The sequence below is a fragment of the Paraburkholderia phytofirmans OLGA172 genome, from assembly GCF_001634365.1.
In the GTDB taxonomy this organism is placed as follows: Bacteria; Pseudomonadota; Gammaproteobacteria; order Burkholderiales; family Burkholderiaceae; genus Paraburkholderia.
Genome location: NZ_CP014578.1, coordinates 165,399 through 187,341 on the forward strand (window position 1 = coordinate 165,399; position 21,943 = coordinate 187,341).

20 protein-coding genes, 1 tRNA gene and 1 pseudogene are annotated in these 21,943 nt (G+C 61.8%); 14 read left to right on the forward strand and 8 right to left on the reverse strand.

The genetic code is table 11. From position 1 onward, the window contains the following. Positions 1–118 precede the first annotated feature (118 nt). The 3 genes from AYM40_RS00705 to AYM40_RS00715 all read right to left on the reverse strand — a co-directional run bounded on the left by AYM40_RS00705 (position 119) and on the right by AYM40_RS00715 (position 1,938). Positions 119–577 carry an Lrp/AsnC family transcriptional regulator gene (locus tag AYM40_RS00705; protein WP_063494526.1) on the reverse strand — a complete coding sequence of 153 codons (459 nt, stop codon included), beginning with the start codon at positions 575–577 and terminating at the stop codon, positions 119–121. A 90-nt stretch (positions 578–667) separates the two neighbouring features. Then, on the reverse strand, positions 668–1,297 hold the full coding sequence (locus AYM40_RS00710) for a hypothetical protein (protein ID WP_063494527.1): 630 nt from the start codon (positions 1,295–1,297) through the stop codon (positions 668–670). Then, on the reverse strand, positions 1,294–1,938 hold the full coding sequence (locus AYM40_RS00715) for an MBL fold metallo-hydrolase (RefSeq protein WP_063494528.1): 645 nt from the start codon (positions 1,936–1,938) through the stop codon (positions 1,294–1,296). The genes AYM40_RS00710 and AYM40_RS00715 overlap by 4 nt, the downstream gene beginning before the upstream one ends. Positions 1,939–2,577: 639 nt before the next feature. Between AYM40_RS00715 and AYM40_RS00720 the strand changes: the two genes are divergently transcribed. Next, on the forward strand, positions 2,578–3,180 hold the full coding sequence (locus tag AYM40_RS00720; RefSeq protein WP_420488455.1) for a septal ring lytic transglycosylase RlpA family protein: 603 nt from the start codon (positions 2,578–2,580) through the stop codon (positions 3,178–3,180). 269 nt (positions 3,181–3,449) lie between these two features. Here AYM40_RS00720 and rsmI read toward each other — a convergent pair whose 3' ends face one another. Beyond that, complete coding sequence (gene rsmI, locus AYM40_RS00725) at positions 3,450–4,328, reverse strand: 16S rRNA (cytidine(1402)-2'-O)-methyltransferase (RefSeq protein ID WP_063494530.1); 879 nt, start codon at positions 4,326–4,328, stop codon at positions 3,450–3,452. Between the two features lie 37 nt (positions 4,329–4,365). Here rsmI and AYM40_RS00730 point away from each other — a divergent pair, with 37 nt between their 5' ends. The 6 genes from AYM40_RS00730 to AYM40_RS00760 all read left to right on the forward strand — a co-directional run bounded on the left by AYM40_RS00730 (position 4,366) and on the right by AYM40_RS00760 (position 8,548). Continuing rightward, positions 4,366–4,809 (forward strand): YraN family protein, encoded by a 444-nt coding sequence (locus AYM40_RS00730; protein WP_063494531.1) that lies wholly within the window; start codon positions 4,366–4,368, stop codon positions 4,807–4,809. Positions 4,810–5,037: 228 nt separating this feature from the next. After that, complete coding sequence (locus AYM40_RS00735) at positions 5,038–5,625, forward strand: phosphoheptose isomerase (RefSeq protein ID WP_063494532.1); 588 nt, start codon at positions 5,038–5,040, stop codon at positions 5,623–5,625. Between the two features lie 26 nt (positions 5,626–5,651). After that, a complete protein-coding gene (locus AYM40_RS00740) occupies positions 5,652–6,449 on the forward strand; it encodes a BON domain-containing protein (protein WP_063494533.1) in 798 nt (265 codons plus the stop codon). Then, positions 6,446–6,796: a c-type cytochrome gene (locus tag AYM40_RS00745; RefSeq protein WP_082854901.1), complete on the forward strand. Its 351-nt coding sequence runs from the start codon at positions 6,446–6,448 to the stop codon at positions 6,794–6,796. Before AYM40_RS00740 ends, AYM40_RS00745 begins: the two co-directional genes overlap by 4 nt. A gap of 88 nt (positions 6,797–6,884) precedes the next feature. Continuing rightward, positions 6,885–6,959 (forward strand) — tRNA-Ala (locus AYM40_RS00750). A 797-nt stretch (positions 6,960–7,756) separates the two neighbouring features. Beyond that, positions 7,757–8,548 (forward strand): CsgG/HfaB family protein, encoded by a 792-nt coding sequence (locus AYM40_RS00760; protein ID WP_236720876.1) that lies wholly within the window; start codon positions 7,757–7,759, stop codon positions 8,546–8,548. A gap of 170 nt (positions 8,549–8,718) precedes the next feature. On the opposite strand, the gene AYM40_RS00765 is transcribed toward AYM40_RS00760, so the two are convergent. The 3 genes from AYM40_RS00765 to AYM40_RS00770 form a co-directional block, all read right to left on the reverse strand. Beyond that, a complete protein-coding gene (locus tag AYM40_RS00765) occupies positions 8,719–9,519 on the reverse strand; it encodes a hypothetical protein (protein ID WP_148662072.1) in 801 nt (266 codons plus the stop codon). A 32-nt stretch (positions 9,520–9,551) separates the two neighbouring features. Then, complete coding sequence (locus AYM40_RS43200; protein ID WP_256390469.1) at positions 9,552–9,686, reverse strand: hypothetical protein; 135 nt, start codon at positions 9,684–9,686, stop codon at positions 9,552–9,554. A gap of 202 nt (positions 9,687–9,888) precedes the next feature. Beyond that, positions 9,889–10,422 carry a hypothetical protein gene (locus AYM40_RS00770; protein WP_063494537.1) on the reverse strand — a complete coding sequence of 178 codons (534 nt, stop codon included), beginning with the start codon at positions 10,420–10,422 and terminating at the stop codon, positions 9,889–9,891. Here AYM40_RS00770 and AYM40_RS00775 point away from each other — a divergent pair. After that, positions 10,415–11,911, forward strand: a complete 1,497-nt coding sequence (locus tag AYM40_RS00775) for an IS5 family transposase (protein ID WP_063494538.1) — start codon at positions 10,415–10,417, stop codon at positions 11,909–11,911. The genes AYM40_RS00770 and AYM40_RS00775 overlap by 8 nt on opposite strands. A gap of 786 nt (positions 11,912–12,697) precedes the next feature. On the opposite strand, the gene AYM40_RS00780 is transcribed toward AYM40_RS00775, so the two are convergent. Continuing rightward, complete coding sequence (locus AYM40_RS00780) at positions 12,698–14,431, reverse strand: methyl-accepting chemotaxis protein (RefSeq protein WP_063494539.1); 1,734 nt, start codon at positions 14,429–14,431, stop codon at positions 12,698–12,700. A 690-nt stretch (positions 14,432–15,121) separates the two neighbouring features. Here AYM40_RS00780 and AYM40_RS00785 point away from each other — a divergent pair. The 6 genes and pseudogenes from AYM40_RS00785 to AYM40_RS00810 all read left to right on the forward strand — a co-directional run bounded on the left by AYM40_RS00785 (position 15,122) and on the right by AYM40_RS00810 (position 21,931). Further along, on the forward strand, positions 15,122–16,633 hold the full coding sequence (locus tag AYM40_RS00785; RefSeq protein ID WP_063494540.1) for a sensor domain-containing diguanylate cyclase: 1,512 nt from the start codon (positions 15,122–15,124) through the stop codon (positions 16,631–16,633). A 176-nt stretch (positions 16,634–16,809) separates the two neighbouring features. Continuing rightward, a complete protein-coding gene (locus tag AYM40_RS00790; RefSeq protein ID WP_063494541.1) occupies positions 16,810–17,424 on the forward strand; it encodes a DUF2239 family protein in 615 nt (204 codons plus the stop codon). 309 nt (positions 17,425–17,733) lie between these two features. Beyond that, a pseudogene (locus AYM40_RS43375) lies at positions 17,734–17,994 on the forward strand (methyl-accepting chemotaxis protein); the annotation flags it as partial. A 125-nt stretch (positions 17,995–18,119) separates the two neighbouring features. Then, positions 18,120–19,427: a solute carrier family 23 protein gene (locus AYM40_RS00800; protein WP_063494543.1), complete on the forward strand. Its 1,308-nt coding sequence runs from the start codon at positions 18,120–18,122 to the stop codon at positions 19,425–19,427. 279 nt (positions 19,428–19,706) lie between these two features. Beyond that, positions 19,707–20,975 (forward strand): EAL domain-containing protein, encoded by a 1,269-nt coding sequence (locus tag AYM40_RS00805; protein ID WP_063494544.1) that lies wholly within the window; start codon positions 19,707–19,709, stop codon positions 20,973–20,975. Positions 20,976–21,187: 212 nt separating this feature from the next. Then, positions 21,188–21,931 carry a copper homeostasis protein CutC gene (locus AYM40_RS00810; RefSeq protein WP_063494545.1) on the forward strand — a complete coding sequence of 248 codons (744 nt, stop codon included), beginning with the start codon at positions 21,188–21,190 and terminating at the stop codon, positions 21,929–21,931. The last annotated feature ends 12 nt before the right edge of the window (positions 21,932–21,943 follow it).

Sequence of the window (21,943 nt, forward strand, 5' to 3'; positions counted from 1 at the left end):
CCGAATCAGCCGGGCGCGCACAAGCCGCAGCTCTAAGGCGTTACGGCGGCACCAGCCTGAAGTTAAGATGGTATAGCGTCACGGTGAGACGGCTTCACGCCCTCACAGCTTCACCGTCTCACAGCGGCAATTGCGTATCGAATTTGATTTCGCGCAGCACGACGCTCGTGCGTACCTGTGCGACGGCGGGAATCTTGAAGATGCGCTCGTGTAGAAAGCTGTCATACGCCTTGATATCCGACGCGACGATCTTGAGGATGTAGTCGGATTCGCCGGTCGTGCTGTAGCACTCGGTGACTTCCGGGCAGATGGCGATTTCCCGCTCGAACTGCTCGACCCCGCCCTCGGTGTGGCGCGTGAGATGGATATGCGCGAGCGCGCAGACGTGCAGGCCCAGCTTTTCGCGATCCAGCAATGCCGTGTAGCGCTGGATCACCCCCGATTGCTCCATATCCTTGATACGGCGCCAGCATGGGGTGCTCGACAGGCCGACCTGGTCAGAAATCTCTTGCACGGACCGGCGTGCGTCGAGCTGCAGCAGGCGCAGGATTTTTTGAGAGAACGTATCGAGTGTCAACTGCGCCTCCGTTGGCGTCGCCGTATCAACGCATGGTAGAGGTCTCGAAAACGAAACGCAATGCAAAACGGCTCCGGCGAGGGAGATTACCTAATTTGCCGGTTCCTCAGTGGTGTTTTGTCCTGAGTCGTCCCCATCTTTACCGGCTGCCAGCGTGGCCGCCTGGACCGCGCGCAGATCCTTGAGCATGTTGCAGAAGAGCGCGCCCTGCTCGATCGCGTCGTCCAGCGCGACATGCGTATGCGGATGTTCGTCGAACCAGTGCTTCGGGAAGCGTGGCTTGATGTTCTTGCGGTACGGCAGGCCGGTCAGTGCGAAGGCTAGCGTCTTGATGTCGAGCGCCGACCACGAAAACGGGCAGCGGCCGACAAACCGCATCATGTACCAGAACATATAGGTGAAGTCGAAACCGGCCGGCATTGCCACGAACACCGGCTTGCCCGGCAACGCCTCGACCCATTCGACATAGGCCGTGAGCGCGGCCTGCGGATCCTGCAAATCCTTGCGGCAGGCCTCCCATGCCTCCGGCTGCGTCTTCCACCATGCTTCCTGCACCGGATGCGGCTTGGCGCCTTCGAGCAAGTCGAGATTCGCCGAGAAAGTGGCGATCAGCTGCTTGTCCTCCGTGTACGCGGCGGAGGCGAAACTGAGCATCGAATGCGGGCCGGGAATCGGGCCGTCCGCTTCGACATCGGTGCTCACGTAGATTTCGCCGCTCATGCTTCTACTCCGTCGGCGACATACGGATTGGTGCGGCGCTCGGCGCCGAACGTCGAAGTGGGACCGTGGCCGGGAACGAAGGTGACGTCGTCGCCGAGCGGCCAGAGTTTTTCGCGAATCGCACGCACCAGATCGGCGTGATTGCCGCGCGGAAAATCCGTGCGGCCGATCGAGCCTGCGAACAGCACGTCGCCCACCAGCGCGAGCCGATGCGCGCGGCTGAAGAACACCACGTGGCCCGGTGTGTGGCCTGGGCAGTGATAGACATCGAGGGTTTCGTCGCCGAATTGCACGGTCTCGCCATCTTGCAGCCAACGGTCCGGTTCGAACGCCTCGGCAGCAGGAAAGCCGAAGCGCGTGCTTTGATCCGGCAGCTTGTCGAGCCAGAAGCTTTCGTCGGGATGCGGGCCTTCGATCGGCACGCCGTAATGTATGGCGAGCGTCTTCGCGCCGGCGCAGTGATCGATGTGGCCATGCGTGAGGAACACTTTTTCGACCGTTACGTTCTGGCGCGCGATTTCAGCCTGGATGATATCAAGGTCGCCGCCCGGATCGACGACGGCCGCGCGTCCGGTTGCCTCGCAAACGAGCAGCGAGCTGTTCTGCTGGAACGGCGTGACGGGGATCAAGGTGACTTTCATGGGTGACGGCGCCGCTGGAAAAACGTTGATTGTACCGGCGTCTCGTCGACGCTCGTCGCGGGCGTGGAGGCCCCGCTCCAGCGGGCTTTCGGCTGCCCATTTTTGCAGCAGGAGTGAAAATTCTTCAAGGTTTTCAGTCAGTTGTCATCCCGAAATTTTCTTTTGGGTATAATGGCCCCCATGCACAAGGAATTGTGCATGCCACAAGGCGATGCGTCCCCATCAAAAATGGGCACGCGGATTGCTATTCAAGTATGGGCTGCCGCGGTTTTTGGCGGCCATCAGGTATCGATGTATTCGATGCACACGTCTTACCCAGCCAGGCGCCGCGCGCCTGCAACGGACTTAACTGCCGTGACGCTGGGTGGGGCCTACGCCGCTGTTCCTGCGCGCTGAGTTCCGCGCGCAAGAACGTGTTTGCCACGTTCGATGGCGGCATGTGGGGTCTGGTCAGGCTGCCGGGGACAGGTTGCGCCAGACGTGAAAATTAACCGTGCGGTAGCGGCTGGGTAAGCCGCGTCCGGGCTTTGACGTACTGCGCTTTTCTGCGCGGCGCGTTGTCGTCCATTGCCGCCGGAGTCGCAGGCAACACGCTCAACTTTTCGCGTGATGCGGCTCGACAATTTGATTACACGTCTTATGAAAACTCGGTTATCCCGTGGTCTGGGGACTCTTTTTGCCTTTTTTTTGCTGGCCGGCTGTGCCACGCCTCCGGGCGCGAGCAGCACGTCTGAAAGCGACGTACCGCTGAGCACGACGAATGCGCAGGCAAGTTCCTCCGCCCCGCAAGCTTTTGGTAGCGCACCGGCCTCCGATGCAGACGCCAAGGGCACGCCGCTGGCCGATGCCACGCCGCTCACTGACGATGGCTCCAGCATTTCGGACTTTCATCAGAGCGGTCGCGCTTCGTGGTACGGCCGCGCCTTCCATGGCCGCCTCACCGCCAACGGCGAACGTTTTGATATGCACTCGCTGACCGCGGCGCATCGTACGCTGCCGCTCGGCTCGTACGTTCGCGTGACCAATCCGGCCACCTCGCTCTCCGTGGTCGTGCGCATCAACGACCGCGGCCCGTATGCGCGTGGCCGGATCATTGACCTTTCGATGGCTGCCGCAACTGCGCTCCACATGCGCCATGCCGGCACGGCGCGGGTCGAGATCGAAGGTTTGACGCAGCAGGAAGCACGCGTTGCGCGTGACGAAATGCTGGCATCGAACTCGATTTCGACTGCAGAAAAGTAATGTGACGGCAGCGGGCGCGCTGCAAGCGCGTTCGTGACGCCGGGCGACATGGCGCTAACTCACGCCGTTGTTCGCCGAATGGAAAAGGGGCCGCTTCTGAACTGCACCCCAAAAGTTGGACACCGATCCAACCTTTGCAGGGTCAGTTCATTCCACGTGGCCCTTTTCCTTTACTCATCAACCGTAGCTGGACGCAACCGCTCATTCCTTGCGGCCTTGGTTCGCGCTGCGAGCCTGATCCGCTGGCGGACATCCCGTCTCCGTCTGCTTCATTCCTCGTCGTTCTTCAGCGCCAAAGCGCGCGTATAGAGCGCATTGCGCGACGCGCCGGTGAGGGTTGCCGCAACTTTTGCCGCGCTGCTCACCGTCAACTCTTCCAGCAGGATGCCCAGCAACGCGTCGTGATCGTGTTCGCCTGCGGTTTCCTGCTGCGCGCCTTCCACCACCAGTACGAACTCACCGCGTTGCCGGTTCGGATCGGCGATGAGCCACGTTGGCCCTTCGGCCAGGGTGCCGCGATGCAGCGCTTCGTGTAACTTCGTCAATTCCCGTGCGATCAGCAGCTTGCGCTCACCGCCGAATGCGTCTGCCAATGCCTGCACTGTTTCGACGATCCGGTGTGGCGCTTCGTAAAACACCATTGCGTGCGGGTGATTCACGAGCGCTTGCAGTGCCGCGGCGCGTGCTTTTGCCTTCGGCGGCAGGAAGCCGAGGAACGAGAACGTCGCGACCCAGTCGCCCGCGGCGCTCAACGCGGTGGCGAGCGCGCTTGCGCCGGGTAGCGGAATGACCGGGAAGCCGGCTTCGCGCACCGCGTCGACGAGTTTCGCGCCGGGGTCCGAGATGCCTGGCGTGCCCGCATCGGACACGTAGGCCACGCGTTCGCCCGCTTGCAGATGTTCGATCAGGCGCAGCGCCGCGGCCCGCTCGTTGTGTTGATGAACCGCGACGAGCGGTTTCGAGATGCCGTAGCGCGCGAGCAATAGGCCCGTGTTGCGGGTGTCTTCGGCGGCGATGCGATCCACCAGTCCGAGCACATGCAGCGCGCGCAGCGTGATGTCGGCGATGTTGCCGATCGGCGTGGCCACCACATAGAGCGCGGCGGCAGGGTACTGCTGCCCTTGCGCGAGTTCGGAGAGAGGAGTCATGAGGCAGAAGACGCAGACAGACAGAACGAGGCCGCCATTGTGCCACGCAGCGGCGCGTGAGCCGGTTGGCGGACAGGCGAGTGCGCGGGCCGATGGTTACAACTTTTCGAGACCAACCGGGTCCAAACTCGTCGGCGCAGCGTTCGAGGCGCGTGCGATGGAGTTTTTGCAGCGGCAGCGTTTGCGCTTCGTCGCGCGCAATGTGCTGTGCCGGGGCGGTGAGATCGATCTGGTGATGCGCGACCGTGACGGCGCGCTGGTGTTTGTCGAAGTTCGCGCGCGAGCGCAGCAGCATTACGGCGGCGCGGCGGCGAGTATCGGGTGGCAAAAGAAGCAGCGCATCGTGCGTGCCGCGCGGCATTATCTGGCGACCCGCAGCAGGCGTTCGCATGATGAGCCCGTGTGCCGTTTCGACGTGATTGCGTTCGAAGCGGGCCGGCTCGTGTGGCTGCGCGATGCATTTCGCGCCGACGAAGTCTGACGCAGTGCACGGAGAACGCTCGTGAGTGCGATAAACTTGCGCTCGCGTGCGGGCCTCGTGGACGACGCCGGCATACGGGATGCAGCGAGGAAGCAGCGCATTTCGCGATGATTTTGCGCATCTGCACTGCGTTGCCGGCACGGTTCATCAGCGCGGTACGACTTCGCAATACGACTTCACAACACGGCCGCGCATTGCGGTCCATTCGCGGCAGAAAATAGAGACTCGATGTCAGTCGAACGCATTCAACAACACTTCCGCGACAGCGCGGCAGTCAAACTCGAAGCCCTCGAAACCCTGTCGATGCCGATCGCCGCTGCGATCGACACGATGTTCGCTGCGCTTGCCAACGGCAGCCGCATTCTGGCGTGCGGCAACGGCGGCTCGGCGGGCGACGCGCAACATTTCGCTGCCGAACTGATCGGCCGCTTCGAGCGCGAGCGCCCGGGCTTGCCGGCGATCGCGCTGACCACCGACACGTCCGTGCTTACTGCCATCGCCAACGACTACTCGTTCGAGCAGATTTTTTCGAAGCAGGTGTGGGCTCTTGGCCAGCCGGGCGATGTGCTGCTGGCTATCACCACGTCCGGCAATTCCGCCAATGTGCTGGCCGCGATCGAGGCCGCGCACGAGCGCGAAATGATCGTGGTCGCGCTGACCGGCAAAGGTGGCGGCCGTATGCAGGAAGTACTGAGCGATACCGATATCCACATTTGCGTGCCGTCCGATCGTACTGCGCGTATTCAGGAAGTGCATTTACTGACCATCCATTGTCTGTGCGACGGCATTGATGCCATGTTGCTGGGCGAAGACTGAGACTGATTCCGAAGGAGAGCTAGTTGATGAGCGTATTCCGCGTCAAGAAGACACTGGTGAGAACCGTGCTGGTGGTCGGGTTCGCGGCGGGACTGTCCGCGGCGCTGCAGGGTTGCTTTCTGGCCGTTGCCGGCGCGGCGGGCGGCAGCGCGCTGGTGGCAACCGACCGGCGCACGCTCGGCGCGCAGACCGAGGATCGCGAGTTGCAGGTGAAGGCACTGTCGCAGATCAGCCAGAACTTGCCCGACAGTGCGCATGTCAACGTGGCGGTGTTCAACCGCCGCGTGCTGCTGACCGGCGAAGTAGCGGGGGACGTGTCGAAGCAACGGGCCGAGACCATCGTGCGTGGCTTGAACAACGTTAACACGATCGTCAACGAACTGGCGATCATGCCGGCGAGTTCGTTCTCGTCGCGCACTAATGACACGTATCTGGAAACGCGGGTGAAGACCGCGCTGATCGCCGAGAAGAACATTTCGGCGAACAACTTCAAGATCGTGGCCGAGCGTGGCTCGGTGTATATGATGGGTCTTGTCACGATGGACGAAGGCAATCGCGGCGCCGATGTCGCGAGCCGCGTGCCGGGTGTGACGCAGGTCGTGAAGGTGTTCCAGTACATTCAGCCGCAGGAAGCGGCGGCGGCCGCTGCTGCTGCCGCCGCGAGCACGCCGGCAGCGGCGTCGCAGCCTGACGCGAGTGCGCCGACCGTCGGTGCGATTCCCGATTCATCGGTGAGTTCGCGTCCGCTCGATCAGCAGCCGCCGGCGCCGGTCAGCAATTCGAACTCGGTGCATCCGGGTAATCCGAAGGCGACGACGCCATGAAACGGGGCGTTGCTTTCGTTGCCGTGATGTTGACGGTTACTGCGTGGGTGGGTGCTTTTGCCTCTTCCGCGCGGGCAGCCGATGCGCCGCGTGGGCAGATCGTTGCGAACTCGAATGCCTGCATGGGATGCCACACCGTGGACCGCAAACTGGTCGGCCCGTCGTTCCAGCAGATCGCTGCAAAATACAAGGGCGATGCGCAAGCGCCGGCCAAATTGGCGCGCAAGGTGAAGGAAGGCGGCTCAGGCGTGTGGGGCATGATTCCGATGCCGGCGCATCAATCGATGAGCGATGCGGACATCCGCACGGTGGTGGATTGGGTGCTGGCTGGCGCGCCGTCGAAGTGATGTTTTGCCACTCGTTTTGCCGCCGGGTTTTGCCTACCTGGGGGCTTGGCAAAACGGAAAATGCCTGTGCTAGAATTGTTTGCACATTGGGGGGGTAGCTCAGCTGGGAGAGCGTCGCGTTCGCAATGCGAAGGTCGGGAGTTCGATCCTCCTCCTCCCACCAGGTTCTGCTTGAGAAACAACGCACTACGTCTTGCGATGTAGTGCGTTGTTTTGCATTCTGGCGCAGGTTTTTGCGCACTCGGTGTGGCAAATTTGTGGCGCCACACGTCTTCCACATCAAGCGCGAGGCATTGGTAGAAAAAACTTCGCAATTCTACCGAGACTTCACCGACCCTAAAACGCAATCTTGCATGCATCAGCTAACCAACGCCGCTGTGTGCACGAACGTGACATGGCACAAAAAGGCCATTGTCCATGCCAGCATTACTCAGGCCGATCAATTTGCGCAATGTGTGGATATCGTCAACTACGATATCCGGCACATTGACTTATCAGAATTGCAACTCGCGCTGACCTGTTGCCTCACGTAGTTTGCTACCAGCCGGATCGACCAGCGGGGGCGACACGAGGTGACGAGGCGAATCAGCATGACGACACGCAAGGAGTGGGTCGCAGCATTGCAATTGAGGTATGGCAGCGAGACGCCCAGTCACCGCACGCCCCGGACGCGGCTTTCGGCCGTTTCCCCATCAACCGGGGGGGCAGGCGTTATGTCACGCGAATAAGCGATCACGCGCTGACCACAGTGAGCAAGGCGTTGCACGTCAAATTTGATCGCACCCTCAATTGCACCGCCAGTTTGCCGATATACAGGCGGCATCGCTGTATGAACCTATTTCCGGTCGGCGTCGAAACGTGGAACCTTAGTCGTCTGATGACGTGTCTCCTCGAGACGCCGGTTGGCGACCGTACCAGAAGTGAATATCAAAAAAAGGGACCATTTCCATGATTGCGAAAATGACAGCTATCGCTGGGACGTCGTTGCTCCTGCTTTCGGCGTGCGCTCAAATGCAACTCGGTGGCGGGGGAAAGACGCCGGATAGCACGGCGGTGGCTGGGGCTACCCGCCAGGACGCGGACGATGGGCTGAAGCACTGCGCGGCACCGCTTGGTACCGTGTCGATCGTTGAAGACACGGCCGCACCGTGGTATAGCATCCTGACTGGGCAATACCAGTTGGGCAGTACCGTCCCGGTGCTCAAGATGCTGGTCCAGCAATCGAACTGCTTTGTCATCGTCGACCGCGGCCGCGCGCTGAATGCCGCTCTCGCGGAACGCCAGTTGAACGAGTCGGGCGAACTGCGCAAGACCTCGAAGATGCACAAAGGGCAGATGGTCGCTGCCGACTATGAGATGAGCCCGAGCATCACCTTCTCCACGCAGAACACGGGTGGCGCATCCAGCCTGCTTGCCTACGTGCCGGTAGTTGGCAGCGCGCTCGCTGGCGTCGCTGGCTCGATGAACACCAAGGAAGCGTCGACGGTGCTTACGCTAGTCGATACCCGCTCAAGTGTGCAACTCGCGGCGGCAACCGGTTCGGCGAGCAACATCGACTTCGGCATGCTCGCGAGCTTTGTCACCACCAAGAGCGGCGGCACGGTCGGCGCTTACTCGAACACGCCGCAAGGTAAGGTCGTGGTCGCAGCCTTCACCGATTCGCTAAACAACCTTGTTGGCTCCGTCAAGCAATACAAAGCCCAGAGCGTCAATGGTGGTCTCGGTAACGGCGGCAACCTGAGGGTCAACTGACCGCCGGCTCGGCTCATAGCGCCCGGAGCGGAGCCCATCGTTAAAAGGGCCTGCCGGCCGGGCACCTCATGTCAAGCGTGCCTGGCCGATCGCGCGAGGAAAGTCAAAGACCCTGTTCCAAAAAATTGGCCGCCCCATCAGCGAGATGGGCACGTGCCATTTTCGCTGCATTAGCTGTTTGCGATGCCGTCGAGTTGCTTGCGGATGTCGTTGAGGATAACGCGATAGTCGACGACGTTAGGCGCGGTTTCGACCGCAGGGATGCCGAGACCGATGACTGCCTTGCTACCGTTACGATACGGGAAGACCTCAAGGGAGTACTCATACTCCACGCCGCGGTAGTTGCCCACGAACCACTCAGAGATAATCTTGCCGGTGACAGGGTCCGTCGAGCCCTGTCCCATATTCGCCGACGGTGCAAGTCGCCGGAAGCTCGAGTAGACCGAAGCCGTGTCGTACTTCGTGTCGATCTCAAACTTGTACCAGAAGCTCGATGCCTCGATGTACCGATGCACTAGCGCCTCGTTAAAACCCGGCACCGGGAACTTGCCCACCAGCCCCTGCTGGTAGGTGGCGCGTTTGACTGGCTTCATTGTCACCGTTGAGTAGCTGCCATTGTCCGTCTTTGAATAGTCAATGGTGTACTTGACTCCCGAGCCGACATAGCCATTGCTGTAGTAGGCGTGAATGACAAACGAATCGGCCGTGATGTCGCGCAGCTGGAGTGCATAGTCAGTCCTGCCAATTGTCGGACGCAGGCCTGCCCCGCCGGGTACGAGCCCCGCGACCTGCCCGTTCGCAAAGATATGCGGGTCATGCGGCACGATGAAGGTAACCGGCGGATACGAGATCGGCGTCACGTCGGCGGGCGGGTTGATGGCCTTGGCAAGCGGATTCTGCGAAATATCGGCGCAGCTGGCGAGCGACGCGGCGACGAGCACGGCCGAGGCGATGAGAGTAAGTTTTTTCATGTGTGTCTTGGTCATATGTTGGCAGAGATAGGTCAGTTTGCGACGGGTTGTCCGGCGAGGGTGACCACGCCGTTGGCCGCTTCAAGTCCCACGTTCTTCGCCACGGTGCCGATGCCGTTGATCGTGGTCTTCGCGCTGTCTTCGACCACGAGGCTCGAGGCGCCCACGTTCACGCCTGCTTTAATGTGATCGCCGCTCGCGAGCACGCCTAGCAGCAGACGTGCGGCTGTCGAGCGTGCGTTGTATTCCTTGGTATGCGGTTGGCGACGATCCTCACGCTTTATCCCGGTCTTGGCACAAAAGCGCCAGGACCGGGTGCGCCGCAGGCCCTTGCGGCTCCCGCTTGCGGGGGCGTGGAACTAACGAAGATTAGCTTCCCGACGCGGCGTCCGACTCTTTGATCGACGCGAGCTTGCCGTCAGAGCCATAGCAGAACATGACTGTGTGCTTGGAACTCTTGGTAGCGGCTTCCGTAGGGGTAAAAATGATCTCGGCGAGTCCCAAGGTGGCTACATCGGCCAGAACTTCTCCCGCTGCAATGGCACCTTTGCCGGCTCCGCTTGGGCCGTGCGTATAGAGTTTGTACACGTCGCAGGAGTTGGCCTGGTCTTGCTCGGTGCTAGCTGGACTACCCACTTCGGCGATGACATTCATCCGCGAAGTCTCTCCCAGCACGAATTTTTTCAGGTTAACGGGGTCCGGACGATTCGCTTCCATCACAGGAGCACATCCGCTCAAGCTCAAAGCAAGGACAGTCAATCCAAGTACGTAGTCGGCCTTGCAGAAGTTCGTGAAGCCCCGCCTGGCCAAGCGATGCAGTTTGTTGGAGGGTAATAGAACTCCCAGAACGAATATCGATCTGATAAAGATTCTGGGAGTTTCGGAGTGGTCGCCAATGAGCACGCCTGATTTCTTTCGTAGCCGTCTGGACGCGATGATTGATCTACGTCACCCGCTTGCCGTGTTGGCAACGAAGATGTCATGGGCTTCAATCGAAACGACGCTTGCTCCCCTGTTCGAGCGACGTTCACGCGATGGACGGGTGAGCGAAGCGGTTGACCTGTTTGGCTCGAACTCGCTGGAATTTGCCGGTGGCGTCAGTGCGGCTGGACGTCCGCGCTTGCCTATGCGGCTGATGGTGGGTCTGCTGTACCTGAAGCACGCCTACAACGAGAGTGACGAAACGGTGTGCGAGCGCTGGGCACAGGACGTGTACTTTCAGTTCTTCTGCGGCGAGGAGTATTTCCAGCCGCGTCTGCCGTGCGACCCGACCAACCTGGTGCGTTTTCGGCAGGCGCTGGGCGAAGCCGGTGTCGAGGAGCTGCTCGCGGCGACGATCGCGGCTGCGGTGCAGATGAAGGCGGTGACGCCGGTCGAATTCGAGCGCGTGATTGTCGACACCACGGTGCAGGAGAAGGCGATTGCGTATCCGACCGACAGCCGTCTGCTTGAGGTGGCGCGGGCCAGACTCGTTCAGTTGGCGCAACGCGCAGGGTTGGGGCTGAAGCAAACGTACGAGCGCGAAGGCAAGCGACTGCGTCGCCGCGCGGGCGGCTATGCCCATGCGAAGCAGTTCAGGCGCCTGCGTCGTGTACTCAAGCGTCAGCGCACGGTACTGGGACGGTTGCTGCGCGATATCGAACGCAAGCTGTCTGGAGCTTCAGACGAACGGCAGGCACAACTGCGCGTCTGGCTTGAGCGGGCCTGGCGCATTTGCCACCAACGTCCAAAGGACAGGAACAAACTCTACGCACTGCATGCGCCTGAAGTTGAATGCATTGGGAAAGGAAAGGCACGCCAGCCCTACGAGTTCGGCGTCAAGGTGAGCCTCGCGATCACGGAGAAACAAGGGTTGATCGTCGGTGCGCGGGCGTTCCCCGGCAACCCCTATGACGGCCATACGCTGGCCGAGCAACTCGAACAGAGCTCCATTCTGTTGCAGGACCTGCCCGGTACACCACAGCCGAAGACCGTGTTGGTCGATCTCGGGTTTCGCGGCGTCGACGTGGAGGTATCATCAGTACACCTGATTCATCGCGGCAAACACAGGACACTGACCAGCACGCAGCGACGTTGGCTCAAGCGACGCCAGGCGATTGAACCGATCATCGGCCATGTGAAGCACGACCACGGTATGCGTCGCTGCTGGCTCAAAGGACAAACCGGCGATGCGCTGCATGCCGTGCTGTGCGCCACGGGCTACAACCTGCGCTGGCTGTTGCGCGCGATTGTTCGCCTGGGTCTGGGGCCCATCTTTTTTGTCCTCGCCTGGCTGCATTCGATCGCCGATGTCCTGTCGCATCCGCTGCTTGCGCACCGGGAACGCTTCCGGCGGGCTAACCGTCCCGCTCCGACAAAATACCCGATCGGCGTCGTGCGTCAAGCAAACTGAATTTTGCAGGGCCGACTACGTATTTCCCGCGCATCTGTTTCCCCTCGGTGGTTAATCGATCTTGTTAAAGACGCTTTATCGGCAATAAGGGCACGATCTTTATATGTCATCTGCCCCTTGCCGCGATCGCGCCTGTCCCACCGGGCCGGTTGCCCGTGCTTGTCGTTGCCGCCGGCGACCGCGCCGGAATGCGCTTCCTGGAATTCTTCGCGTCGGCGATCCGCAACCCGCAACCCGCAACCCGCAACCCGCAACCCGCAACCCGCAACCCGCAACCCGCAACCCGCAACCCGCAACCCGCAACCCGCAACCCGCATCACGCATCACGCATCACGCGGCGCGCGGCGCGCGTATGCACGCGCTGCGGGCGAATTCCTCACCCTCAAGTTTCGTTTCGTCATGCCGCAAAGAGGATGGTTGGTGCGTGGGCTGACAGTGACGTCCGTGGCCGCGTCGACGTCAGCACCGGAATGGGCTGGCACAGCGAGTTGCGGGCGAAGACGAACGGTACGTCGATTGATGCCGGGCTAAGAAGCGCCGGACGTCGGGGAAGCACGGAATTCGTGGGACATGGAAGCAGTTCCCGACTCTGGCGTGCGCCCGCGGTCTGCACAAACCCGATAACTTAACGTTGATGAACGGACGACGAGATGGAACGTTTTGCGTTTCTGGCTTTCGGGTTTTACACCCGGTGCTGCGGTCGTCCTACAGCCCGCTACGTTGAGCATTGCGGGTGACTTTGCCAACGCGTCGCCCGTGAGCGACGCGCCATCCGAAAGACCTCGATCAGAACTTATCCCATCCGTCAGCCGCAGTAGGCGTAACAGTAGCAAGCGCAGCAACCGGCGCAACTGCGGCAGCCCGCGCAACGCGCTTAGGGGCAGCAGCAACCGCAGCCTCGCGCCGCGGCGCTTCCCGCCGGGCAGGAGCAGGCGCCAGCGCCGCTACCGCCGGCGCACCGTCCTTCACCTGAAAAAACGCCACGGCCTCATTCAATTGTTGCCCCTGATCTTCCATCGACCGCGAAGCCGCCGCCGCCTCCTCCACCAGCGCTGCATTCTGCTGCGTGACGTTGTCCATCTGGGTAATCGCAAGATTGACCTGCTCGATCCCGCGGCTTTGTTCAACGGATGCCGCCGCGATCTCCGACATGATATCGGTCACTCGCGCGACCGCATGCGTCACTTCGGCCATCGTCTTCCCCGCCTCGCCGGCAAGCGCCGAACCATCGCGGATCTTGCCCACAGAGTTGGCGATCAGGTCCTTGATCTCCTTTGCCGCACTCGATGAACGTTGCGCCAGGCTTCTGACTTCGCTCGCGACCACCGCGAAACCCCGCCCTTGTTCGCCCGCACGCGCGGCTTCGACAGCTGCGTTCAGCGCGAGGATGTTCGTCTGGAACGCAATGCCTTCGATGATGCCCGTGATGTCCGCGATCTTGATCGAGCTATCGCTGATGTCGTGCATCGTGTTCACCACCTGACTGACGACCTCGCTACCCTTTTGCGCCACCGACGAAGCATTCGCAGCCAGCATGCTGCCTTGTTGCGCGTTGTCGGCATTCTGCTTAACGGTGGAGGTGAGTTCCTCCATGCTGGAAGCGGTTTCCTGCAACGACGCTGCCTGCTGCTCGGTACGCTGGCTCAGGTCCATATTGCCCGCCGCGATCTGGCGTGCCGCGCCGGCGATGCTGGTGCTGCTGTCGCGCACGCGTCCGACGATCGCCGTCAGCCGTTCGTTCATCTCGCGCAGGGCGCTCAGCAGTTTGCTGGTTTCGTCGCGGCCGTCGACGGTGATGCGCGTGCGCAGATCGCCTTCCGACACGGTGCGTGCGACGCCGATCGCAAATCGCAGCGGTCCGGTCACAGCACGCGTGATCACCACGCACGCGCTGACGGCGAGCCCCAGCGCGACGAGGCAGATCGCGATCAGCAGATTGCGCTGGTTCTCGTAATGCGCCGTGTACTCGTTGACCAGTTGATCCTGGCGTGCGCGCGTGTAGTCGGCATACGCGTTGGTCGCGCGAACCAGCGCGGCGAGCAGCGGCCTGCAATGATCGTCCATCTCGACGATCGCCTCGTCACGCTTGTTGGTGAGCGCGAGATCGACAATGTTGAGCGCAACCGGACCATAAGCCGACTCGACCCGATTGATCTCAGCGACAAGGCTGCGCGCTTTCTCCGTCGTATCGGTCGCGTTCGCGATCATGTCGTTGAGCTTTTTCAGGTCGGCTTGCACGTCTTCGTGCGCACGCGTCACGTCGGCTTTCTCTATTTCGAGATCCTGGGGTTTGGTCACAAGCACAAGGTTGCGCGCCGCGATCGCCCTGCGGTCTACCGCGGTTCGGACCTGCACCGCCATGTCGGCGCGTGCGTTGATGCCGTGTACGAAGTTGGAAAACCCATCGGTCGAATCGCTCAGCGCTTTTAAGGAAAGGCCGGAAACCGCGACGACAATGAAAGACAGCATGCCGAAACCAGCAATGAGTTTTGTCTTGATGGTGAGGTTCTTGAGTGTCACGATTTCTTCTCCAATAACGAAACGTTAAAGCGTTCGCAATGGACTCTCAGGTCCGGGCATGGGGCGTCTATCTGGCTGCCGATCAGCGCGGCAGTCCCGCGCTTGACCCTTCGCCTCCCGCAAGGCGCACCGGCTAAGACGTGTCGCACGTCAGCCAATAAATGGGTATCCCATTTATCGGTTATCGGATTGGATTCCCATGTACTGAAGGCATTGAGCGTATTTTTTTACCTGGCTTGCACGCGATGCGTGTCAGATGCATTCGGCCGGCTCGATGTAGTCGTGAACAATGCGGGCTTCGGCCACCTGGCGCTGCCAAAGCGGTGCTCGAAGTCGCCGATATCCGCGCGCTCAGCCGCACCGCATCCGAGCCGGCGGTCGATCTGCGCGCCGGCTGAGCCGGATCGACGTGGCGTCCGCGCGCTGCCCCGCTGGTTGTAGGGCGAAGGTCCACGCAGGTGCAAAACGCAGGCGCAGAATCTAACGTCCGTGCCGTTTCGGAAATTGGCCGCCGGCGCCAGCGGCCTGAAGCACGCCATCGCTAAATTTTCGCCCAGTCCACGAAAAACCTGTCTTTCCCGCTTTGATACGCCTCAGCCTCTGGTAGGCTACCGTTTCACGAGACGCGGCTTCCGGACGCGGCCAACTTCTTCACGCGCGTAGGTCAGCGCATGCTCGAATGAACAGTTTATGGTGACGCGTCGACCGAACATCGTGATTGCGATCAGCATCGTGCTAGCCGGCGCGATACTTGCGATTACGGTGTGGGTATTGGCGCAGATGCGCGATGACGCACTGCGGCGTGCACAGGATTCCGTGTTCAACGTCTCGCTGCTGGTCGAACGCGACGTGTCGCGCAATCTCGAGATCTACGATCTGTCGCTGCGGGCCGTCGTCGACGGCCTGAACCAACCCGGCGTGTTGGACCTGCCGCCGGCGATCCGCCAGATGGTGCTGTTCGACAGCTCCGCCAGCGCAAAAGACATGGGTTCGATTTTCGTACTCGACCCCGCCGGCAACGTCATCTTCGATTCGCAATCCACGCCTCCGCGCCAACTCAATCTCGCCGAGCGCGACTATTTCCAGGTTCAGCGCGATTCCCCCCATGTCGGCCTGTATGTTAGCCACCCGTTCATGCCCAAGGTGACCGGCAAGGACGTGAGCATTGCGTTGAGCCGGCGCATCTCGCGGCCGGACGGCAGCTTTGGCGGCGTGGTCGTCGGCACGATGCGCCTGACTTACTTCAGACGCCTGTTCGCCGGCATGAATCTCGGCGCGGGCGGTTCGATGGCGCTGATGCTGAGCGACGGCACGATGCTGATGCGGCGCCCCTACGATCCAAAAGTCATCGGCCGGAGTCTGGCCGGCACCGCGAACTACACACGCTTCCTCCTGCAGCCAAGCGGGGACTTCTTCGGCACGGCGGCGATCGACGGTGTCGAGCGCTGGTACGCGTTCCGCCATATCGATATGTATCCGATGATTCTCGACGTTGCGCTCTCTACGCACGATATCTATGTGCAGTGGCGGCATCGCGCGTGGATCTTCGGCACGCTGATCGCGGCGCTCGACGCGGCGATCATTGCGCTTGCCATCCTGTTCTCGCAACAACTGCGGCAGCGCCGCGCTGCCGAAGAAGAGTTGCGCGTGCTGGCGAGCACCGACGGGCTGACCGGCCTGAACAATCGCCGCACTTTCGAGGAACATGCGGAGGAGGAGTGGCGCCGGGCGCAACGCAACGAGTGGCCATTGTCGATGCTGCTGATCGATGTCGACACGTTCAAGGGCTTCAACGATCTATACGGCCATTCGGCCGGCGACGACGCGCTCATTGCCGTGGCGCGCTGCATTGGCCAGAGTGTGCGGCGTCCGGGCGATACTGCGGCGCGCTATGGCGGTGAAGAATTCGCCGTGCTGCTGCCGGAAACCGACGAAGCCGGGGCGGCGTGTATCGCCGAGAAAATTCGCGCCGCGGTTCAGGCACTCGAGCTTCGCCATGTCGCGAGTTCACACCACGTGCTGACCATCAGCATCGGCATTGCATGCACCAGGAGCCAGAGATTCGCGACGAGCCGCGCACTCGTCAACGCCGCGGACGAGGCGCTCTACGAAGCGAAGGACGCGGGACGCAACCGCGTGCTGTGTTATCCGGCGGCGGCGCGGGCGGATCGACGCAGCGACGTCGTGTCACCGGCGGGATAAGGCAGGACCATTTCGCCAGGTGCCGGTCCGCCGATCGCGTCGAGTTCAGGCAGAAGGCTACCGCTGGCGGGGCAGGACTCATCGGGTGCCGCTCCGGGTAATTTTACCCGGGCAATATATTGCGCTTAGTTTATACCCGGGTATAATTCGACAGATCCATTCTTCTGGAGTTTGTCATGATCCCCCTTCCTGCTACCTGCACTGCCTTCGAGGGGCACCGCCGCATCGCCTCGGGTCCGTTGCCCGAGGTTGCGCTCGCTGTACGCCAGGTGCTGGCGCGCGGCGAACGGGCGCCTGTGCTGATTTTCGACAACATCACGAGCCGCCCGGTCGAGTTTGATTTGCGCGGCACGCCTGAAGAAATTCTCGCGCGGCTGACCAGCGAGGCGCCCGCCGAGCAGCCGGCTCCGATCGCTGATGCCGGGGAGGACGACGCCCCCCGTGGCCGTGGTCGGCCCAAGCTCGGTGTGGTGGCGAGAGAGGTCACGTTACTGCCGCGTCATTGGGATTGGCTCAACGGGCAATCAGGGGGCGCTTCGGTTGCGCTGCGCAAACTAGTCGAAGCGGCGCGGCTTGCGGGCGAGGACAAGGACCGCCAACGCGCCGCGCAAGAAGCGGTGTATCGCTTCATGACCGCACTCGCCGGCAATCTGCCTGATTATGAAGATGCGACGCGCGCGCTCTACGCAGACGATCGGGTGCGTTTTGAAGACATCGTTGTGGCATGGCCAGAGGACGTGCGCAACCACACGCTCCGTCTTGCCGCAGACGCTTTCTTCAGGCATCCGTAAATTCGAACGCGTACTGACGAGTGCGCCGCCGACGAAGCGCATGGACGAAAAAAAATCCGCTCACGCCGGGGGAGCGTGAGCGGAAAGTCGGAGAGTTACAACATCGCGTGCGCTCATGGGGGCGAACGCAGCAAACAAAGTCTAAGAGTTCAGCTCATCCCCATATATCAGACAAATCCCAATCACTGCGCCGACGCAAAAAGGCGCATGGACCCAGCGACCCGGCGCGGCCTCTACTGGATGGAAGAGGCGAACCGCCACAAGATCGATTCCGATCTTGCCGCCGCGAATCTCGGCTACGCCGCCGGCAGCATGCTGTTCGCGCTACGCAACATGCGTGAGTGGCTGGCGGGCATCGTCTCGGGCATCAGCGAATCGAGCGAATCGATCCTGATGGCCTCGGGCGAGATCGCGCAGGGCAACACCGATCTGTCGCAACGCACCGAAGAACAGGCGGCCGCGTGGCAGGAAACCGCGTCGAGCATGCAGCAATTGACCTCGACGGTGAAGATGAATGCCGAGAGCGCGCAGCAGGCGGGCGGTGTTGCGCATGGCGCGGCGTGCGTAGCGCTCTTAGCGCAGTTTCAGCCGCCCTTGCCAGGCCTGGTGGCTCTCCGTACACTCGCGCGTAATTCCCAGACGGCGCAGTTTCGTTGCACCGTCCACTAAAACGCCGATAGAGGAGAACCCCCGCCATGGCCGATTCCTACTTCCCACGCTGGCGCGTTCAGCCGAACGCTGCCGAGGGCCGCATTGTCGCCACGGACGAGCGGCTCGCGTGGCCGCAGATGTTTGCGATGGGCGTTCAGCACGTCGTCGCCATGTTCGGCTCGACCGTGCTTGCGCCGTTGCTGATGGGCTTCGATCCGAACCTGTGCATCTTCATGTCGGGGATCGGCACGCTGTTGTTCTTCGTGCTGGTGGGGGGGCGCGTGCCGAGCTATCTCGGCTCGAGCTTCTCGTTCATCGGTTTGGTGATCGCGGTGACGGGATATGGCGGTCACGGTCCGAATATGAACATCCCGGTGGCGTTGGGTGGGATCATTGCTTGCGGGGCGGTGTACGGGATCATTGGCCTGATCGTGTCGGCGGTCGGCACGCGGTGGATTGAAACGCTGATGCCACCGGTCGTGACCGGGGCGATTGTCTGCGTGATCGGGCTGAATCTGGCGCCGATTGCGGTGCATGGCGTGAGCGGCAGCAACTTCGATTCGTGGATGGCTCTGGTGACGGTGCTGTGCGTCGGTGCGGTCGCGGTGTTTGCGCGCGGCATGCTGCAGCGATTGCTGATTCTGGTTGGTTTGTTGATGGCGTATGTGATTTACGCGATCGTCACGAATGGTCTCGGCATGGGCAAGCCGATCGACTTTGCGATTGTGGCGAATGCCGCATGGTTCGGTATGCCGCATTTCACCGCGCCGGTTTTCAGCATGCAGGCGATGACCTTGCTTGCACCGATTGCGGTGATTCTGGTTGCTGAGAATCTTGGGCACATCAAGGCAGTGAGCGCGATGACCGGTCAGAACCTCGACCGCTATGTCGGCCGCGCGTTTCTCGGCGATGGACTTGCGACGATGCTGTCCGGGTTTGCCGGCGGCACGGGGGTGACGACGTATGCCGAGAACATCGGCGTGATGGCGGTGACCAAGATCTATTCGACGCTGGTGTTTGTTATTGCTGCGCTTATTGCTCTCGTGCTTGGCTTTTCGCCGAAGTTTGGGGCGGTGATTCAGACTATTCCGGGGCCTGTGCTGGGCGGTGTTTCGATTGTTGTGTTTGGGTTGATTGCCGTGACGGGTGCGCGAATTTGGGTCGTCAATAAGGTGGATTTTTCTGACAATCGGAATCTGATTGTTGCGGCGGTGACGCTCGTGCTGGGGGCTGGGGATTTTTCTTTGAAGCTTGGCGGGTTTGGGCTTGGGGGGATTGGTACCGCTACCTTTGGGGCGATTATTCTTTATGCTCTTCTGAGGAGGAAGCCGGCGCAAGGGCCGGTGGCTTAAGGGTGGTTTTGGTTTATTAGCGTCGCCCCAGTGCGGGGCGGGCACTTTCAAAAAAGACCAACGCCGCCGGCAATGCACCTCGACGGTGCGCATCACGCCCGTGGGCGGCGCACTAACCCTTTCGCCGGTGCAACCCCGCACGCAAATACCATTCGAATGTGCGCCACCGTGCGCATGGACCTTGCTTAAGGAATATCGATGACGCACATTTTGGGGATCGGTGCCGAGGTTGTTCGCTTCCGCGTTCGGACCGGCCCGGCCCTCGCGTGAGAGGATTGCATGACGATTGCGCAACAGGAAAGGATGGCCAGCGCGCCGCATGGCTTCGATGTCGAAGTGACGTCGGGGCTCGAACGTTTTTCGGCGCAGCATGGCGAGCTGACTTTGACCAGCGTGTTTCAACCGATTTTCAGCCTGTCGCATATGCGGGCGGTCGGCTACGAAGGGCTGCTGCGCGCGCACGACGCGCTCGACCGGCCCGTGTCGCCGCTCGACGTCTTCGGCGAGGCGGCGCGTCTGGGCGACGTGCTGCAAGTCGACCGGCTCGCCCAAACCCTGCATCTGGAGAACTTCAAGGTGCTTGGCGCCGAGCACGAATGGCTGTTCCTGAACGTCCATCCCGGCGCGCTCACCGATCCGTATCTCGCCGCCGCCTTGCTCGCCAATCTCCGGCGGCTCGATCTGCCGCCGCGGCGGATCGTGCTCGAGGTGCTCGAACAACGCGCGGACGATCTCGAACGCCTCGCCGACGCGGTGCGCCAGTTCCGTGAGCGCGGCTTCCTGATCGCACTCGACGACTTCGGTGCGGGCCACTCGAATGTCGAACGGATCTGGCAATTGAATCCCGATATCGTGAAGCTCGACCGCATCATGCTGTCGCATGCCGCGCATCGTGCGGATATGGCGGCGATCCTGCCGGGGTTGGTGGCGCTGCTGCACGAAGCGGGCAAGCTGGTGCTGGTCGAAGGCGTAGAAACGGAGCATGAAGCGCAGATGGCGCTCGCTTGCGACGCGGACTTCGTGCAGGGTTTTTTCTTCGGCCGGCCGAATCCCGGCGCGGCCGACGCGGCGCACGCCATGACCTGCATCAGCGAAGTCACTGACCGCTATCGCGATCAGGCCGAAGCGCGCGAGCGCCGCAATGCGAGCCGTCTCACACCGTACCTGCGGGCGTTCGAGCGCGCCGCGGAACGGCTCGCCGCCGGCGAACCGCTCGAGGAGGTCTGCTGGAATTTCCTCGGGCTCGACCATGCCGCGCGCTGTTTTTTGCTCGACGCGAAGGGCAAGCAGGCGGGCCGCAACGTCGTGTTGCGCGTCGATCGCGCGGCGCCTGAGACGCGCTTTTTGCCGCTTGCCGACGCGCAAGGGGCGAACTGGCTGCGTCGTCCGTATTTCCGCGCGGCGATCAGCGCGCCGGAACGTGTGCACGTGACGCGTCCGTATCTGTCGATCAACGAGGCCTTGCCGTGCGTGACGCTTTCGGTCGCGACGCGTGTTGGCGAGCAGACATGTGTGCTGTGCGGCGATATCGATTGGGTCGAAGAATAGCGATTCCGATGGTTCGCTCGTGAGGATGAGCGGCGGTCCTGGTGGTTTAGATTGGAAGGGCGAGTAGCGGCTCTGATGGTATAGATCGGAACGGTGAGTGGCGGCACCGGTGGCTCAAATTGGCAGCGCGAGCGGCGGTCCTCATCGTTCAGATGGGAAGGGCGCGGGGCGGTTCTGAGATCATGTCGCTTTTAACGACACACAGCCGCGCTATGTCAGTCCTACTCGAAGTCATCGCCACGACCGTTGCCGACGCCCGGCTTGCCGTGCAGGCGGGCGCGAACCGCCTTGAACTCGTCACCGCGATGGGCGAGGGTGGTTTAACGCCGAGCCTTGGGTTGATCGAGGCGGTGGTTGCCGCGGCGGATTTCCGTGCTGCCAACGCGGCGGTCGGCGCTCCGGCGGCCGGCGTGCCGGTCAATGTGATCGTGCGGCCGCATAGCCGCTCGTTCGTGTACGACGCCGACGACTACGCCGTGATGCTGCGCGACGTGCGTGCAGTCAAAGCGGCCGGCGCGAACGGCGTGGTGATCGGCATGCTGACGCCAGACGGTGAGATCGATCGCGAAGGCCTCGCGCGCGCAATCGATGCGGCTGATGGAATGGCCATCACGTTTCACCGCGCGTTCGACGAAACGCGCGATCTGCAAAAAGCGCTCGACGTGCTGCTCGGTTTCGATGCCGTGACGAATGTGCTGACCTCGGGCGGCAAACCTTCGGTACTGCAGGCGGAGTCGATCGTGCGCGAGCTGGTACGGCAAGCGGCCTGCTCACATTGCACGGTGCTGGCGGGCGCGGGTTTGACTGTCGACGCAGTCGCCGGCTTCGTGAGCGCGACGAAAGTTCAAGCGGTTCACTTCGGGGCCGGTGTGCGCGTTGGCGGCAACAGTCTTGCGCCCGTTGACGCGGCGAAAGTCGCGCAGGTGAGAGCGCTACTGGACGCAAAGCGTAGCTGATTAGTCAGGAAG